This window comes from Maribacter luteus (genome assembly GCF_009674825.1).
GTDB lineage: Bacteria > Bacteroidota > Bacteroidia > Flavobacteriales > Flavobacteriaceae > Maribacter_A > Maribacter_A luteus.
On record NZ_WKJH01000004.1, the window covers coordinates 40,984 to 57,936 of the forward strand.

At 38.7% G+C, this 16,953-nt stretch carries 17 protein-coding genes; 4 read left to right on the forward strand and 13 right to left on the reverse strand.

What is annotated here, in order from left to right; translation table 11 throughout:
• Positions 1–7: 7 nt before the first annotated feature.
• Entirely contained in the window at positions 8–655 is a 648-nt protein-coding gene (locus GJ691_RS06955; protein ID WP_154365209.1) for a chloramphenicol acetyltransferase, read from the reverse strand.
• On the reverse strand, positions 656–2,140 hold the full coding sequence (locus GJ691_RS06960; protein WP_154365211.1) for a S10 family peptidase: 1,485 nt from the start codon (positions 2,138–2,140) through the stop codon (positions 656–658).
• A gap of 357 nt (positions 2,141–2,497) precedes the next feature.
• On the opposite strand from GJ691_RS06960, the gene GJ691_RS06965 reads away from it, so the two are divergent.
• Complete coding sequence (locus tag GJ691_RS06965; protein WP_154365213.1) at positions 2,498–4,111, forward strand: PhoX family protein; 1,614 nt, start codon at positions 2,498–2,500, stop codon at positions 4,109–4,111.
• A 74-nt stretch (positions 4,112–4,185) separates the two neighbouring features.
• The gene (locus GJ691_RS06970; RefSeq protein ID WP_154365215.1) at positions 4,186–6,000 is read left to right on the forward strand and encodes a cytochrome-c peroxidase; all 1,815 of its coding nucleotides are present in this window, start codon (positions 4,186–4,188) and stop codon (positions 5,998–6,000) included.
• A gap of 2 nt (positions 6,001–6,002) precedes the next feature.
• On the opposite strand, the gene GJ691_RS06975 is transcribed toward GJ691_RS06970, so the two are convergent.
• Both GJ691_RS06975 and GJ691_RS06980 read right to left on the reverse strand, forming a co-directional pair.
• A complete protein-coding gene (locus tag GJ691_RS06975; protein WP_154365217.1) occupies positions 6,003–6,767 on the reverse strand; it encodes a TIGR02757 family protein in 765 nt (254 codons plus the stop codon).
• The gene (locus GJ691_RS06980) at positions 6,764–7,471 is read right to left on the reverse strand and encodes an ABC transporter ATP-binding protein (RefSeq protein WP_154365219.1); all 708 of its coding nucleotides are present in this window, start codon (positions 7,469–7,471) and stop codon (positions 6,764–6,766) included. Before GJ691_RS06980 ends, GJ691_RS06975 begins: the two co-directional genes overlap by 4 nt.
• A 193-nt stretch (positions 7,472–7,664) precedes the next feature.
• Here GJ691_RS06980 and folE point away from each other — a divergent pair, with 193 nt between their 5' ends.
• A complete protein-coding gene (gene folE / locus GJ691_RS06985) occupies positions 7,665–8,264 on the forward strand; it encodes a GTP cyclohydrolase I FolE (protein WP_154365221.1) in 600 nt (199 codons plus the stop codon).
• 72 nt (positions 8,265–8,336) lie between these two features.
• A complete protein-coding gene (locus GJ691_RS06990; RefSeq protein ID WP_154365223.1) occupies positions 8,337–8,645 on the forward strand; it encodes a hypothetical protein in 309 nt (102 codons plus the stop codon).
• 64 nt (positions 8,646–8,709) lie between these two features.
• Here the strand turns inward: GJ691_RS06990 and GJ691_RS06995 are convergent, their stop codons facing one another.
• The 9 genes from GJ691_RS06995 to GJ691_RS07035 form a co-directional block, all read right to left on the reverse strand.
• A complete protein-coding gene (locus GJ691_RS06995) occupies positions 8,710–9,264 on the reverse strand; it encodes a type 1 periplasmic binding fold superfamily protein (protein ID WP_154365225.1) in 555 nt (184 codons plus the stop codon).
• A 17-nt stretch (positions 9,265–9,281) separates the two neighbouring features.
• Entirely contained in the window at positions 9,282–11,675 is a 2,394-nt protein-coding gene (locus GJ691_RS07000) for a TonB-dependent receptor (protein WP_154365227.1), read from the reverse strand.
• Between the two features lie 63 nt (positions 11,676–11,738).
• Positions 11,739–12,023, reverse strand: coding sequence for a hypothetical protein (locus tag GJ691_RS07005; protein WP_154365229.1), 285 nt, complete (start codon positions 12,021–12,023; stop codon positions 11,739–11,741).
• Between the two features lie 71 nt (positions 12,024–12,094).
• Entirely contained in the window at positions 12,095–12,397 is a 303-nt protein-coding gene (locus GJ691_RS07010) for a DUF6787 family protein (RefSeq protein WP_154365231.1), read from the reverse strand.
• Positions 12,398–12,429: 32 nt separating this feature from the next.
• Complete coding sequence (locus GJ691_RS07015) at positions 12,430–12,888, reverse strand: DUF6146 family protein (RefSeq protein ID WP_154365233.1); 459 nt, start codon at positions 12,886–12,888, stop codon at positions 12,430–12,432.
• A gap of 136 nt (positions 12,889–13,024) precedes the next feature.
• Positions 13,025–13,660 carry a DUF937 domain-containing protein gene (locus tag GJ691_RS07020; RefSeq protein ID WP_154365235.1) on the reverse strand — a complete coding sequence of 212 codons (636 nt, stop codon included), beginning with the start codon at positions 13,658–13,660 and terminating at the stop codon, positions 13,025–13,027.
• A gap of 75 nt (positions 13,661–13,735) precedes the next feature.
• Positions 13,736–14,686 (reverse strand): D-2-hydroxyacid dehydrogenase, encoded by a 951-nt coding sequence (locus tag GJ691_RS07025; protein ID WP_154365237.1) that lies wholly within the window; start codon positions 14,684–14,686, stop codon positions 13,736–13,738.
• A gap of 11 nt (positions 14,687–14,697) precedes the next feature.
• Complete coding sequence (serC, locus tag GJ691_RS07030; protein WP_154365239.1) at positions 14,698–15,762, reverse strand: 3-phosphoserine/phosphohydroxythreonine transaminase; 1,065 nt, start codon at positions 15,760–15,762, stop codon at positions 14,698–14,700.
• A gap of 74 nt (positions 15,763–15,836) precedes the next feature.
• Positions 15,837–16,895, reverse strand: coding sequence for an acyl-CoA reductase (locus tag GJ691_RS07035; RefSeq protein WP_154365241.1), 1,059 nt, complete (start codon positions 16,893–16,895; stop codon positions 15,837–15,839).
• Positions 16,896–16,953: the final 58 nt, after the last annotated feature.

Below are 16,953 nucleotides of genomic sequence, written 5' to 3' on the forward strand. Positions count from 1 at the left end.
AAGCAGACTATTTTTTAACGATAATACTGGATGGATCGGAAGCCATAGTTTCAAAATCCTGAAAAAATTGTCCAATATGCCTACCATCAACTATAGCATGATGTGCTTGTACCGATAAAGGCATCAAGGTCTTTCCATCCTGTTCAAAAAACTTACCCCAAACGATTCTCGGTACACTGTCCGAAGGATGATAATGCATGGCATGCTGTAAACTAGTAAAACTTACCCAGGGGAAAGTAGACATGAATAAAAAATCATCACGTCCTTCTTCATCTTCCAATGATGGGTTCGTTTTCATCTTTTCCATAACGGCTTTGGCTTTTGCAAAAAACGTTTTTGAATCCAATGAAAAATCAACCGTACAAAAACTAAATACATCCGCGACATCTGTAGAAACTGTAAATGAAGGATGTACTAAAGTATGTTCAACCACTTCATCCCCTCTAATACGCCATCTAAACTCAGGAATCTTATTGGCCGTGTATGACAGGAAATAGACCATTCCTATATTGACCGGCAATTTATTGTCCTTTAAAATGGAGAGTAGTTTGCTGATATCCACATTTGCGGTTACATTGAAATGAGGATGGTTCATTTCCCTAAAGAAATCAAAATGTTTTTTTCGATGCGGGTTACTGAATTCGATTGTTTTCATTCAATATTTTGCACTTTTTCCATTAGATAAAGTTCGTTGGATAAAGGTCCGAATATCGTCATTGGCCTTCTTTAGATCCTCTTTTCTCAAGTACATCATGTGACCGCTTCTGTACCCTTTGAATTCAAAGCGATCTTTCATACGGCCACTCGGATCTACCTGCCACATGGTATATTTTGCATTGAAATAAGTAGTTGCGCCATCGTAATAACCAGATTGAACCAGTACGTTCAAATATGGATTTTGTGCCATGGCCTGTCGAAGATCGTCGCGGGTATTGTCTTTTTCGTTGTTCCAAGGATGAACAGGTCCGAACATATTGTATTTAATATCTGTCTTGAAATTCAATTCTTCCTGTAGGTAATAATTGATCGCCGGGGTGAAGCTATGCAACCAAGAAGTTAATTCAGCATTATAATCGGGACGTTCACCAAAGGATTGACGGTCTATCCCTAAATAACGGGAGTCTAACCGACCTGTGGTATATCCTTTATCCTTTAAGATGTGCTTCCAAAAATATCCCGTTGGCACAACTAAATTTTGATCAAGGATCTCTTTTTCCGACAATCCCGAATAATAAGCCATTTTTTTGGCGACGGCGTTCTTTTCAGCACCATCTATAAATCCGCCTTTACTAAGGGCGGGAATCAAACTGTTGAGGGTAAATTCTTCAGCTTCCGGTAAAATATCCAGAAGGTCTTTTTGTTGTAATTCAGAAGGTAACTGTTTGTGGTGCCAAGCCGTAGCGGTATAATATGGAAGGTTCATGGCATCCGACACAGGCCCGCCTCTGCGTATTACCTTATAATCGGCAGGAGAAACCATGATAACCCCATTCAGATACATCCATTGTTGGTTTTGCAAAGCCAATGAAAGCCCCATAACCCTTGTGCCCCCATAACTCTCGCCAATAATATATTTCGGGGAACGCCATCTATTGTTACGGGTTACGAAAGTGTTCAACCATTCGGCCAAATATTTGATATCGGCATTTATTCCAAAGAATGTTTCCCGATTCACTTCCTTGCCCGTTTCGGGTATCGTTCGTGAATAACCCGTATTTGCAGGATTAACATAGACTATGTCGGTAACGTCCAAGACTGAGTATGGGTTTTGATTAACACCATAAGGTTGCACCGGATAACCTTCATCATCTATTTTGAGTATCCGAGGACCGGTATAAGCTAAATGCATCCAAACCGAAGCGGAACCGGGACCTCCATTAAAAGATATCAGCAAAGGTCTGGAAGCCCTATCCTTTACATTGTTTTTGGTGTAATACGTATAATGTAACGATGCAATGGGTTTGCCAGATTTATCCCAAACAGGTTGCGTACCCGTTTTTGCCGTATAATTGATGGGATTACCGTTTATCATAACATTATGCTGGGTTGTGACAACGGTATCTACAGGTAGTTTTCGCTTTTGGGCATTCATTATGTTCAAGCCTATTGCCAGACTTAAAACAAGCAGTCGAATTTTCATAATATCAATGGGATTGGTCTGGTTTAAAATTAGGGATTTTGATTGAATATATCATCGATTTGGTTCTTAAGCCTTTAAAAAGAAAGTAAATATGATATATCACTGCATAATATCTAAAATAATATTACTTCGGGATACGGAAAATAGTAGAGGGAAACAAGAATAATTATCATGTCACTTCTGTGGTACATGTACCGTAAATACCAGTTTCATGTTCACGAAAACTTAAGTTAACAAAAAAGTTACTTAGTAACGATATCATAATATCCTGTATTCATAAAAACCATTTTCAGTTAACATTATCCTTTATGTGTCCCTATACTTTTGGGTCAACAATAATCAATAAACTGAATGACAATGAAAAACTCAAAAAAATTAATTTTAAAAACCTTGGTTCTTTCCTTGATAGGTTTGACCATTTATAGCTGTGACCCAGAAGATGGAATCGACGGAGTCAATGGTATCGACGGTGTTGACGGCCAAGACGGTGTTGATGGGGAAGATGGAGAAGACGGAGAGGATTTGACCCTTACCGAATTGACCCCTTTGACGAGTTCAGTAATATCCAATGATGTTTTTGAATTGAAAGGCAGCTTTGCCAGTTCTGCAAATCTCGAAATGATTTTATCCTCGGCCGATATACTTCCCTCAGATTCCACCTTCGTATATGGTTCGTATATGGATGGGGCCGCTCTTTATCCCTATGGTGACGGTACTTTTGCATTTATAAACAACCTGGAAGCTGATTATTCCATAGCAAGAATTAGAATGAATGCCGATTTACAACCTTTGGAAGGTGAGTATATCGTTAATTCAACTGCTACTGCATTTACAGCCATGTGTTCCGGTTCTTCCATTACACCTGAAGAACACGGATTTGGACCTTTGTACCTTTCTGGAGGTGAGTGGGGTGGAAGTGCCGTTGGTGTTTACAAAGTAAATCCTTTCCGTTCTACTGATGATAGGGTAGAAGTAGATAGGTTACCTGCACTTGGTGAGTGGGTTACAGAAAATGCAGTTGCTATCGGTAAAGATGCTTTTCCTGGTAAAACAGTTGTTTTTATCGGTGATGACGATAGTAACAACGAATACCCGGAAGCACATTTTGCTATGTACGTCGGTGGTCTTGGTGATCTTAATGGAGGGGATCTGTATGTTCTAAGAGGCAAGAACCCAACTGAATCCGCCATTGGAGAAGGTGGCCAATTATTTGAAATGGGTATGGCCGAAGATATGGAATATGATGTAGAATGGGTAAAAGTAACTGAAAGAACATTAAATGAATTGAACCAAGAGGGAATAGATTCACTGGCAATTGGTTTCCAAAGAATAGAGGATATTGATTGGAGAAGAGGTTCTGCAGAAGCAAATCGTGAGGTTTACTTTAATGCAACGGGTAGAATTCGCGGGGACAACCCTGATTTAAATAATAGGGGAACTGCTTTTGGTCGGGTATATAAACTAGTTCTAGATGCCGAAGATCCTACGGCCGATGCCAAATTAACTGTAGTTGTTGATGGTGATCTGGAAGGTGGTAAAGGTGATGGATTGCACTCTCCGGATAATATCTTGGTAACAGAAAACTATGCATACATTCAAGAAGATCCCAATGGCTATGCAGATCTAAATCCGGAAATCACTGGTTATGCCAAATTATGGCAACTGGATTTGAATACAGGTGCTTTCACTGAAATAATGGAATGTAACCAAACCGCTGCTTCAGGCATGAACATAGGTAATACGAATAGTATGTGGGAAATTACCGGTTTAATCGATGTTACTGACATTATAGGAGCTTCAGAACCTACTTTCGTTGGTGGCGCACAAGTTCACGGTTGGAGACCAGATGCAAATCCTGAAACTGCTGTTAGAGCTGATGGGCAACTATTTGTTGATCCTACAGCTATTGATGAAGATGTTGCAACCAAAGAAGGTTCTTTCTTATTTAAGATCACCGGCCTTCCTAGATAAGTTTTTTTTGACAATCAAATTCAAAGGTTCCCTCTACGGGAACCTTTTCCATACTCAAATAGCACCTATTATAAATGAAATTTTTAAACCTGGTTTTAGTCTTAAGTTCCTTTTTATTACTGTTGTTTTCCTGTAAAAACGAGCCTATAAAATCGATTACCACGGACAAGGACTCCCTTTTCAACGAGGATATCAAACAGTATTATTTTAAAGTATTGGACAGTGCTTCTTTCTATATGGCGAAAATCGATACTATTTCTTCTTTATCCGACAATAAAGCTTACTTCCTTAAAAGCCGCGAATGGTACAAACGGGCCGAACCGATTATGATAGCCTACGATTATGAAAATTACCTCTCTATGAACGCACCAAACCTTTTGAAAGTGGAAATGGAGGATTTTACCGATATCAAAAAACAAAAACCTAAAAGTTACCAAGTAATCGAAGAACTTTTGTTTGCGGAAGAAAAGCCATTGAACAACGAACTTCAGAGTGTATTGGACTATTTGAAAGCGAGGATTCCGTACATGCGAAAAAACCACATTATCTATAAACAAAGGGATAGGCACCACCTAAAAATGCTGCGAGATGCGATTGTCAACATTGCAACAAAGGGAATAACGGGATTTGATTCACCAATTTTGGCAAATTCATTAAAAGAGGCTGTTTATAATTACGAGACAATCAGTACGGTTATAGGGATGTATAAAAATACCTTTAAGGATAACAACCTATACGAATCTTGGTCAAAAGAGATAGCAAGTTCCATAAAAATGCTCAAAGACGGGGATTTTGACACCTTTGATAGATACACCTTCATAAAAGACCACACCAATAAACAATTACAATTGGTAAATAGTACGGCCAAGGACTGGGGAGTTCAATTAAACACCTCACGGGCTCTGGATCCTACAGCTACCAACGTATTTTCAAAAACATTCTTCAACAAGAAAATGTTCGCCCTACAAGGCTCACCGCCAATTTCAGAAGAACGGATAGCCCTGGGGAAACAGTTGTTCAATGACCCGTCATTTTCCAGTACGGGAACCATGAGTTGTGCAACTTGCCATATCAAGGAAAAGGCTTTTACCGATGGAAAGCCTAAAGGAATAGGAAAAAATGGAGCTGAGCTTCAAAGAAATACACCAACCTTACCTTATGCCGTTTATCAAAGGACTTTCTTTTATGACGGAAGGGGAGATGGTTTGGAGGGACAAATCGTAGGCGTAGTCAATAATGAGAATGAGTTTCATTTGGATTTGAATACCATGGATGATAAAATAAAGGGAAACCCTAAATATATTGAACAGTTCAATGCATTATACGGAGGAAAGATCAACAACTTGAATGTACGTAATGCCATAGCTACTTATATACGAAGTCTAACCCCGTTCGATTCCAAATTTGATCGCAACATGCAAAACCTTGAAAACACCCTCACCACGGAAGAAATAGAAGGTTTTAATCTATTTATGGGAAAGGCCGCCTGTGCTACTTGTCATTTTCCTCCTGCATTTTACGGTACGGTACCACCAAAATATGATGAAACGGAGTTTGAAAACCTTGGGGTGACACAAAATACCGATTTTGCACATCCGGTTTTGGATAATGACCCTGGTTTATATTATCCCTATGAAGTTGATGAAAAGCGCAATTTTTTCAAAACTTCAACGGTACGTAATATAGACAAGACCGCCCCTTACATGCATAATGGTGCTTTTGAAACCTTGGAAGATGTATTGGAATTTTACAATGCGGGTGGGGGACAAGGTCTAGGCCTTGATGTGCCATACCAGACTTTACCTCCCGATTCCTTACTACTAAGTGATAATGAGACCAAAGCCATAATCGCTTTTATGAAAACCTTGACGGACAAAGATTACGAGTAGTGTTAGAATTTTTCAAAAACCCCAAGCCCAAATAATGCGAAATCATATTTTACGGGATCATTGGGGTCTAGTTTTCGAAGGGCCGTATCCAACTCCGATAAGGCCTTGGCATCATTCTGTTTTCTTTTTAACAACCCTAATTTTCTGGCAACATTACCAGAATGCACATCTAACGGACATGAAAGCTGTTTGGGATTTAATGTACTCCACAACCCAAAATCAACGCCCGTTGATGCATCCCTGACCATCCAACGTAAAAACATATTAATGCGCTTGGCGGCCGACCCTTTCATTGGGTCGGATATATGTTTGGTGGTGCGCTGTTGGTGAGGTAATTCAAAAAAACCCTTTTTAAATGAAGAAATCGCTTTTTGTACAGAATCGTCATCTGCATTTGTAGCAAAAACAGCTTCCATTCCTCCAAGATTACAGTAAATATTTCGTAAACTTTGGATAAAATATGCCAAATCGATATTGTTAAAGGTTCGGTGTACAAAACCATCAAACCTTTCTAGATCATCTGAAGTATGGTTCATTATAAAGTCATAGGGAGAATGATCGAGTAGGTCCATCATCTTGTTGGCATTTTTTATAATGCTTTTTCGATTGCCCCAAGCAATGGTTGCCGTTAAGAACCCACTGATCTCAATATCCTCTTTTAGGGTGAATTGGTGTGGAATTTGAATGGGATCACTGTCCAAAAATTGTATCTGGTTGTATTCGGCTACTTTAATATCCAAAAACTCCTTTAATTCCTTTTGGGTCATAATAGGGGCCTATTGGTGAAATCGGCCCATTCAATACCCGTTGAATCGGTAATACGCCCATCGACCATGGTCAACTTACGGTCGGCTAGATCCGCCAATTCCTTATTATGGGTAACTATAACGAAGGTCTGACCAAATTTATCACGTAGTTCAAAAAACAATTTATGTAAATTATCGGCACTTTCAGAATCAAGGTTTCCACTGGGTTCGTCGGCAAAAATCACCGAGGGGTTATTGATCAAAGCCCTTGCCACGGCCACACGTTGCTGTTCACCTCCCGACAATTCATTGGGTTTATGGTGCAGGCGATGGGAGAGACCTAAAAATTCCAACAATTCCTTAGCACGTTTTTCCGCTTGGTTACGAGGTGTTTTCTTGATAAAGGCAGGTATACAAACGTTCTCTAGGGCCGTGAATTCGGGTAATAATTGATGAAATTGAAAAATAAACCCAATATTCTCATTCCTGAACCGCGCTATTGCGTTATCGGATAAATCCGTGACTTCAACATCCTTTATTAAAAGTCTGCTGTCCACTTTATTACTTTGAACGTCCAATGTACCCAAAATTTGTAGGAGTGTGGTCTTCCCAGCTCCGGAAGGCCCCACAATAGAAACGATTTCCCCTGATTTTATATGAATATCTACCCCCTTTAGAACTTGTAGATTCCCGTAATATTTTTGGATATTTGTGGCTTGGATCATTGAAGTTTTTTTTCAGTTCGAAAATTAAACAATAGCACAGACATACCAAAACAACACAGTAGATAACAATACGGTATTCTTGTTTTATATTAATGAATTTAGCGTTAAATTGTCGTGCTGTAAAATTATCACGGCCTAGAATAGAAAAAGGAACATCCGCATAGGATGAAAAACATAAGTAATTCCGTATTAAATGAAACCATATAGAAGTTTTGAGGAGTATAATTTGGAAACAACAAAAGAAATTCAAGAACGATACTCCAAAATCATTGAGGAAATAGGGGAGGACGTGTCCCGAGAAGGTCTAATGAAAACGCCTGAACGGGCATCCAAGGCCATGCTTTTCCTTACCCAAGGTTACGATCAAGATGCGGCACAGATTTTAAAAAGTGCCATGTTCAAGGAATCATATAATGAAATGGTCATTGTTAAGGATATTGAATTGTATTCCTTATGTGAACATCATATGCTGCCTTTTTTCGGGAAGGCACATATTGCTTATATTCCTGATGGGCAAATAGTAGGTTTAAGTAAATTACCACGTATCGTGGATGTATTCGCCCGTAGATTACAGGTTCAGGAAAGATTGACAGAACAGATTTTGGATTGTATAAACGATACCCTAAAACCCCAGGGAGTAGCTGTTGTAATTGAAGCTTCCCATATGTGTATGATGATGAGGGGCGTACAGAAACAAAACTCGGTAACTACAACTTCCGGTTTTCGGGGAAGTTTTGTTAAAGAAGAGACCAGGAACGAGTTCCTGAAATTGATCAGTTCAAGTTTGTCCTAGACCTTAAGACCCAAAGGCTTCAAAATTGGCATTCTTATTGCTATTTTATTGATTGGATACTAAATCAAAAAAATGTCAAAAACGAAAGATAATAAATATAAGACCCTTTTATTGGGATTGTTGTTCGATGGTATTGGTATGTTGTCCTTTGCCGTACCGTTCATCGGTGATTTTTCCGATGTTATTTGGGCGCCCTTGGCAGGTTGGTTAATGACCAGACTATATAAAGGGAAAATTGGGCAGGCAGCAGGATTGGTCACTTTTATCGAGGAAATCATACCTGGATTGGACGTGATACCTACATTTACCATTATGTGGATCTACACCTACATCATCAGTGATCGTAAAAAGAAAACAATAGAAGTAAACATTAAAGAGTAAACATATAAAAAGGGGTTGATAGATCAACCCCTTTTTTAATTTTTAATCGGCTTTTGTCCAATTCTTATTCCACGGTAATAGCGAAACTGGCACTAAAATCCGTTGAACCACCTACACCACTTAAAGAACCATCGTTCGGTTTTGTAGGTTCATGTCTCAATACGACTTGTAATGCTGCCTCTCCGGCATCACCAGTGTCCAAATCAAAAGAAAGGCCTAAATCGTTACCATCATCATCAGTGTCAAAATTGTAAACCTCTGAAATAGCTCCAGTATGCACATACACCAACTGATGTTCTGTGTTTTCCTCTTCAACCTCTTCTGTAATGTCTTCTACCGGATCTTCTGTTACATTTGAAAAAGTTACACTTCCACTATAAGTAGAGTTTGCTACTAAATTTCCAGAAACAGTTATTTCCGGATCATTGGGGCCATCCCCATCAGAATCTTCGGATTTTAGGATAATCGCTGTTCCACCTGCATCTGGTGTTAAGGAAACCGTCATTGTTGTTATTGTTTCTTCTTCATTCACTTCTTCTGGATCATCATCATCAGAACATGAGGCTAGAACGATTCCTGCAAAAGCTAGCATTGATAATAGTTTAATGGTTGTTTTCATAAAATAAAAAATTAAAATTAATAATTGAGTTTAAATTGTAATATGATATTTCTTCCTAGGTCATCGGCAAAATATCGAAGTCTGTTTAAATAGTCCCTGTAGGACACATCTAGAATATTGGTTGCAATAAGATTGACCGTTAACGTACTTTTATCAAATTTAAAATCCATACCACTATTCAAGGATAATACATGATAAGCAGCAGGGGCAGTGTTTATTTCTAAAAGTACATCTTCCCCTTGTTCGGGTGAATAGACATAGATATCGGCAGGTGTTTCATTTTGCTTGAATACATATTTGCTTTCCAGACCTACTTCTAAGTTTTTCCAAGGTATGTTATATGAAATTTTGTTTCTGATATGGGCCGCAGGAATATTAATAAGCGGTTCATCTTCACTAGTATCCTTTCCTTTGGTCAAAGAAAATTTATGATCAGTTTTCCAATGATCTGTCCAATTCGCATAAAGAGATAAATCCAAGCCTAAAATCCTAGCATTGGTTTGATGGTATTCCCAAACCGGGAATGCACCCCTCACCGTATATTCAACATCCGTAGGTTCCAAATAAATGAAATCATTGATAAAATTTACATAAGGCTCCAAAGTATACCCCCAATCACCATTCTTAATCAAGGATAGGGAAGCTTTATGTGAAGTTTCACTGGTAATCCTTAGATCCCCTAATTCGATTCTGGCAGCTGAATGATGTAAACCATCACTGAATAATTCAGAAGGATTAGGGGCCCTATTGGCCAAGGCATAGTTGAAACTCATTGAATGTTGGTTGTCCGTACTATAATTTACCCCCATGGTGGCAGAAACATTATGGTAATCAAAAATCGGTTGGGTCAAATATTGTGAACTTTCGGTTTCCCTTATGATTATATCACTGAAATCCTCATCATAACCGCGTTCTTCCCATCTAGAAGTCCTGTAAAACTTTTTTGCATCGATTTTACTGTAGTCATATCGTAGGCCGGCATCCAATTTCCAATCTTCATCCAAGCTAAGCTTCATCACAGAAAAAATACCGGCATCATATTTATCATAATCGGGGATAAGCCTTCTAACCCCGGTATCCGGATTTGCGAAATTATTCTGGTATCTGCCCATGACACCAACGGTAAGATCAAAACCCGATTTGGCATCCCATTTAAAATCAGATGTAAGGGCATGAGTGGTTAATTCAAGATCAATGGATGGTTTGAATTTATCATCTCCTGTCCTAACATCATATTCAAATCTTCTATTGTTTTGAAAATCATATTGCACATTTAATTTACCCAGACCTTCGAATCTATTATAGTACTTGAATTTTCCCAAATGGTGCGTAACTTCCTGCCTAGGACTAGCAATGTCATAGGTAAACGGATCGATAACCGTGGGTTCGTCATCGTTGATGGCCCTGATTAAATCATCTACACTACCTATATGTGAAGCGGAAAGTATACCGATTTCCGTATTGAAATAGGAATAACTACCTCGCCAGCCCGAGGTAAAATTCTCTTTTCCGAAATGAAGCGAAGCTCCAATCTCATTCACCCCTGTATTGGACAGGACATAGCTAGGTGCTTCCTGATCTCCTAATTTCTTATATGAAGCCTGCCCTTTAATAAACCACCCGTTTTTATAGGTTTTTATTAAATCAGTGTTGATTTTTCCACCGCGACCGTTTAAGATTCCAGTAACAATGGTTTTACCAAAAATTGAATCCTTTTTTAGAAATCTATTCTGCTCAATTAAAATAACACCGCCTATGGCGTCACCACCATACTGCAGTGCAGAAGCCCCTTTTATAACTGAAATAGACCCTGCCGCATTAACATCAACGTTTGGGGCATGCTCTGCCCCCCATTCCATATCTTGCATACGCACACCGTTGTTAAGCACCAGAACCCGGCTTCCTGAAAGTCCGTGAATAGTCGGTTTTACAATGTTTGCACCAGTATTTAATGAAGAAACACCATTGATTTCTTTTAAAGCATCTCCTAAACTTGCACTCCCATATTGTTCAATGGTTTTCAACTCTAATGTCTCCTCCATTGCCGAGTTGGTCTTCGTTATCTTATTACCAGTAACCTTTACCTCTTCCAATTCCTCTAGATGATGTTCTAAAGGAATATTTAAATCCAAATTTGTATCCAAGTCAACTTTCATAAAGGCTGTTTGGCATTCGGCATGGTAAATTTCCAATTCATAGATACCATTACATAGATTGGGTATCTTAAAAAATCCGTTTTCGTCTGTGTAGAATACAGAATCACTTTTACCAATTAAAGAAATAGAGGCCCTAACCAAAGGAGTCTTATCGTGAAAATCGGTAACTACGCCTGTAATGACACTTTTGCACTGTTGAGATTGAACAGTGAACTGAACAAACAACATTGCAAACATGATAAACCATGCTCTCATAAATTGATATGTATTAAATGAATGATATACCTCAAATGAAAAATGAGGAAAAAGAATGCTTTTTTAGGAAAGCAAAGAAGGGGGAGGCCTAGAAAAATAGGAAAAAACAGGTTGGGTTGAAATAATCTCGTTATTATCAATCCCAAAAGATCGTATAATATCAACTAAGATAACTTCGGGGTCAAAGACTAAAGTATCGGGTTGATCATGAACTGTTTGCTGCATCTCCATGGCCATGGTACAAACCAAACAATTCTCTATATGGGTACCATCTTCATCCTCATGTGCAAATACATGGAATGCAGATGCCTTAACGAAAATCAAAATCGCTAGAAAGAAAAAACTCAAAATTTTTTTCCACTTACCCATACTTATCGCAAAACTAAACAATCAGCTAGATTATAAAAGTTAAAAAACACTTAATTAAAAAGAAAACCCATGCCTATTCTTTTCAACATTTTCTTTTCCATATTCCAGAAAAATTTAAATTGACCGAAAAGCCAACCATAAGCAACAAGTAAAACCTGGTAAATCGGAAATATTATCAGTATTCTAACGGTCCAATAAATCCAAGGGTTTACGCTTTCTTTATGAAGGCCGATAAATTCGGTCAATGGTGCCGCGAATTTAACCGCTGTTGAACCCGTTACTGCGAATACTATGAATATAACCACAATTTGAAAATTGGATTCTATGCCCCAACGTTGCTTTAGTTTTTCCATGTAATATTTTAACAAAGTGCCAAATATACCTTTTAAATCCGAGGTATAAAAGGCCCCAAACGTTGGTTGTACTTACGTTGAAAATAAATAAAGTAATTATATAGTTTATAGTTTACCTCATACCCGTAATCAATATTCGGCGAATAATCTATCTGAAGTTCATATAAATCGGGGTCATATACTTGCGGCTGCAATACACGCTGGTTCCACTCAATTACATATACATTGTTTCTATTTTCCAAATACGATTGGGAATAATAACCTTCCGGTTTTGCTATGCTATTAAGCCAAAAATTAAAGCCTGGTTCAATAATTATTATTTCATATTCCGTTTTCGTATCCGCAATGTTTATGGTATCACCGACTTTTTGGGTAAAGGCCTTTTTTTCATCGTCGGATATGCTCAAGGATTCTTTTGCACCACCACAACTACTTACCATCATAAAGACCATTATGAGTATTCCGAAAATCTTAAGGAATGTATGTTTCATAGCTATGGGATTAATTGTTTCTTTAATTATTCATTATCAATCTATTATGTGAACAGATAGATTACCATAAGATACAAAAAAAATCGCCTTGACAATATTGGTCAAGGCGATTTAATTTATAATCGTTTATTGGGTTTTATTTTCCGAAAAGACCTCCGAGCAATCCACCCAGTCCACTTTTCTTCTGTCCGCCACCCATTACCATTCCGGCAACGTCATCTAGGATACTACCATCACCGTCAGCGTCTAACAACGTTGTGATAAGGCTTTGGTTTTCCTGGGGCTGACCACCTAACATACCTCCCAGAAGGCTATTCATACCGCTTGCATCGTTAACATTGCTTTGGGCTGTTTGTTTTCCTAGGAATCCCATGACGATAGGAGCTGCTATTTTTAAGATACTAGCGACAGAACTGGCATCCAATCCTGATTTTTGACTCAAGGCACTTTCTACTTGTGGTTGTTTATTTCCAAAGACGTGGCCTAAAATCCCGGCACCATCATTCATCACCGATTCATCTACACCTCCGCCGAACAATCCGCCAAGATTATCCAAGATACTTCCATCATGTTTTGAAGAAAGGGCACTCATTAAACCTTCTGCTCCTTGTGGAGAAGAGGATACATTTTTTTTCATGGCACCCAAAATCAAGGGCATGGCCATACTCATTACATCAGCGGTCTTACTTTCTGGTTGACCAGTTTGGCCAGCTACACCACTAATTAATTGTTTGCCCATTGGGCTGTTTAGTAAATCTAATAATCCAGACATGTTATAGTTAATTTAATATTTGGTGCCGTAATGTACAAAAAAAGGATTTAAGTTCCTTAAATTGGTCTACAAGCATCATTTTAATAGGGAAATGATCTGTGTGGCCAACTCACTTCCTATACGGTCTTGGGCTTCCCCTGTGGCAGCACCTATATGGGGTGTCAAGGATATTTTGGGATGCATAAGTATTTGTATCTCTGGTTTAGGTTCCGATTCGAAAACATCCAGACCAGCGAAAGAAACCTTCCCTTTTTCGATATATTCCAACAAGGCCACTTCATCTATAACACCGCCACGGGCAGCATTAACTATGCCGACACCGTCTTTCATAGAATCGAATTCTTTGCTTCCGATAATGTATTCTTTTTGGGCCGGAACGTGCACCGTAATAAAATCTGCTTGTTGTAAAAGTTCGGATTTACCCATGCTTTCAAAATTGAAAGAGACCGATTGTCCGTCAAAAAAGTCGACCTGTACATTTCCTTTCTCGATGTATGGGTCAAAATATATTACTTTCATCCCAAGTCCCAAAGCAATCTTTGCAGTTGCCCGGCCGATTCTTCCAAACCCTATAATACCCAAGGTTTTCCCCCTAAGTTCTGAGCCTTTAGCATACGACTTTTTCAGCTGTTTAAATTTGCTGTCCCCTTCCAGTGGCATATTCCTATTGGCATCATATAAAAAACGTACTCCACCCAATAAATGGGCAAACACCAATTCGGCTACGGATTCGGAAGATGCTGCAGGGGTATTGATTACATGTAATCCTTTCTCTTTGGCATAAGCCACCTGAATATTGTCCATACCAACTCCGCCTCGGCCGATAAGTTTTAGGGTCGGACAATTATCTATTACATCTTTTCCTACTTGTGTGGCACTACGAACCAATAGTACGGTAATACCCTGTTCATTTATAAAATTGATCAGTTGTTCTTGTGCCACTCTCGTGGTATTGACCTCAAAACCGGCTGCCTCTAGTTCGGATACCCCGGTTTCGGAGATACCATCGTTTGCTAAAACTTTCATTTAAATACAGATTAACCTTTTCTTTCCATTTCACTCATAACATCGACCAAGGCGCCAACACTTTCCAAGGACAATGCATTGTACATTGATGCCCTGTATCCTCCAACGGAACGATGCCCGTTTAGTCCGTTGATACCCGCTTCTTTCCACATGGCATCAAAAGTATCTTTCAATTTGGCATCGGTTAAATTAAAGGTGGCGTTCATATTTGAACGATCTTCTTTTTTAGCAAAACCATTGAACAATGGGTTCAAATCGATTTCAGAATATAATAACCGTGCTTTTTTCTCATTAATTTCCTCAATAGCGGCAATACCACCTAGATTCTTTAACCATTCCAATGTAAGCATTGAGGTATAGACCGCAAAAACCGGAGGGGTATTGAACATGCTCTCCTTGCTTATATGCACTTTATAATCCAACATCGATGGTATTTGACGGGATACCTTACCCAAAATGTCTTCTTTGACCACCACTAAAGTCGTGCCTGCAGGACCCATGTTTTTCTGTGCACCTGCATAAATCAAATCGAATTGTGAAAAATCCAATTGGCGTGAGAATATATCAGAACTCATGTCACAGACCAAAGGCACATCAACCTTTGGGAATTTTTTCAATTGGGTTCCGAAAATGGTATTATTCGAGGTTAAATGCAAGTAATCCAATCCTTCCGGAATGGAATAACCTTTAGGGATATAATTAAAGTTTTCATCTTTAGAAGACCCTACTTCAACGACCTCCCCAAAAAGACGGGCTTCTTTTAAGGCCTTTCCACTCCATGTTCCCGTGTTCAAATACCCTGCCTTGGTTTCAAGAAGGTTATATGCCACCATTAAGAACTCCATACTCGCTCCTCCCTGGAGAAATAATGCCTGGTAACCTTTGCCTTCCAATCCCAAAAGTTCTAGGGCCAGGGCACGTGCTTTATCCATCACTTCAACAAAATCCTTACTCCTATGCGAAATTTCGATTAGGGATAGTCCTGAACCATTAAAATCCATTATAGCCTCTGAGGCGTTTAAAAAGACTTCCTTTGGCAATACACAAGGACCGGCACTAAAATTATGTTTTTTCATTATTTTTAGAAATTTAAGGTTCAAAGATCATAAATAATAAGGGAACAACCAGTATTATTTATATAATTGTTAGACTATGTTTTTAACAGGAATTCAACAGTATCAACACCATCGGCATAGTCTGTTAAACTAGGGTTTTGGGTATGGCCAAAGGTCACCTCGTCCTGAAACAGACCACTTGCGACTACACATTGTATTTTCTCCCGGTCCTCAGCTATTCGTACTTTAAGCTCATCCAGTAAACGGTATTCCTCATAAAAAAGGGTTGCAATGGGCGAGGAGTAACCATCGTCCTTTTTGAGCATTAAAAATCCGTTTTCAAGAATTTTGAATTCACTCATTAAGTAAACGGCTTTGTTATAATCGTAATTATTGGCGTATTTGGCTTGATTGATTATTGGATTATAATCAAAAATCGCTTCAAAGAACCCATCAAAAACATAACCTTCGGGAACGAATATTTTTGAGACACTCCGGCATCCCAATCCATAATATCGAAAAATATCCTCTCCAAATGCCTTTAGTTCTTCTTTGGATTCGTTACCCGTAAGAACGGCGACAGAATTCCTGTTTTTGCGTATTATATGGGGTTTGTGACCAAAATAATGTTCAAAATAACGGGCGGTATTATCACTACCTGTTGCTATTACCGCATCGAAATGTTCAAGTTTACCTTCTGTGAATTCAATTTCATTTTCTAAGGATGGACATTTTTCGATTAAAAACTGGGCAACCAAAGGCAATAAAATCGCATCGTTTGAAGATAACTTAACAAGTGCCTTATTATTGGACAAGAGCACTGAAAGAAAATCATGAAACCCGACCAAAGGAATATTACCTGCCATGATCAAGGCAACGGTCTTATGTTTGTTTTTATCTATTTCGTAAAGTGATAACCAACCCTCTAAATCCTTAGGAGTTAAGATCGCACCCCAAGTTTTCAGGGAAAAAACAATGTTCTCTTTTGTAAACCACCCATTTTTATGTCCGGCTATCCCAATGGCCTCTTCCAATTTTAGATGCCAAACATCTTCAAAAGTTTCCGAGACTTCTTTATTATGGTATTCGGAATAATCCCGAAAGAATTTTCCAAGTTCTATAAAAGCGTTTAATCTTTCTGCTTGCCCAGCCATAATATTTGTAAAGAAATGATTTTGGGTTTACCTTTGGCAAAAATAAGCATGCTGGAGC

What these genes read in the sequence shown, in the direction of transcription:
- GJ691_RS06955 (WP_154365209.1), bottom strand. Translation starts at nt 655, where the DNA reads ATGAAAACAATCGAATTCAGTAACCCGCATCGAAAAAAACATTTTGAT.
- GJ691_RS06960 (WP_154365211.1), bottom strand. Translation starts at nt 2,140, where the DNA reads ATGAAAATTCGACTGCTTGTTTTAAGTCTGGCAATAGGCTTGAACATA.
- GJ691_RS06965 (WP_154365213.1), top strand. Translation starts at nt 2,498, where the DNA reads ATGAAAAACTCAAAAAAATTAATTTTAAAAACCTTGGTTCTTTCCTTG.
- GJ691_RS06970 (WP_154365215.1), top strand. Translation starts at nt 4,186, where the DNA reads ATGAAATTTTTAAACCTGGTTTTAGTCTTAAGTTCCTTTTTATTACTG.
- GJ691_RS06975 (WP_154365217.1), bottom strand. Translation starts at nt 6,767, where the DNA reads ATGACCCAAAAGGAATTAAAGGAGTTTTTGGATATTAAAGTAGCCGAA.
- GJ691_RS06980 (WP_154365219.1), bottom strand. Translation starts at nt 7,471, where the DNA reads ATGATCCAAGCCACAAATATCCAAAAATATTACGGGAATCTACAAGTT.
- folE (WP_154365221.1), top strand. Translation starts at nt 7,665, where the DNA reads ATGAAACCATATAGAAGTTTTGAGGAGTATAATTTGGAAACAACAAAA.
- GJ691_RS06990 (WP_154365223.1), top strand. Translation starts at nt 8,337, where the DNA reads ATGTCAAAAACGAAAGATAATAAATATAAGACCCTTTTATTGGGATTG.
- GJ691_RS06995 (WP_154365225.1), bottom strand. Translation starts at nt 9,264, where the DNA reads ATGAAAACAACCATTAAACTATTATCAATGCTAGCTTTTGCAGGAATC.
- GJ691_RS07000 (WP_154365227.1), bottom strand. Translation starts at nt 11,675, where the DNA reads ATGAGAGCATGGTTTATCATGTTTGCAATGTTGTTTGTTCAGTTCACT.
- GJ691_RS07010 (WP_154365231.1), bottom strand. Translation starts at nt 12,397, where the DNA reads ATGGAAAAACTAAAGCAACGTTGGGGCATAGAATCCAATTTTCAAATT.
- GJ691_RS07015 (WP_154365233.1), bottom strand. Translation starts at nt 12,888, where the DNA reads ATGAAACATACATTCCTTAAGATTTTCGGAATACTCATAATGGTCTTT.
- GJ691_RS07020 (WP_154365235.1), bottom strand. Translation starts at nt 13,660, where the DNA reads ATGTCTGGATTATTAGATTTACTAAACAGCCCAATGGGCAAACAATTA.
- GJ691_RS07025 (WP_154365237.1), bottom strand. Translation starts at nt 14,686, where the DNA reads ATGAAAGTTTTAGCAAACGATGGTATCTCCGAAACCGGGGTATCCGAA.
- serC (WP_154365239.1), bottom strand. Translation starts at nt 15,762, where the DNA reads ATGAAAAAACATAATTTTAGTGCCGGTCCTTGTGTATTGCCAAAGGAA.
- GJ691_RS07035 (WP_154365241.1), bottom strand. Translation starts at nt 16,895, where the DNA reads ATGGCTGGGCAAGCAGAAAGATTAAACGCTTTTATAGAACTTGGAAAA.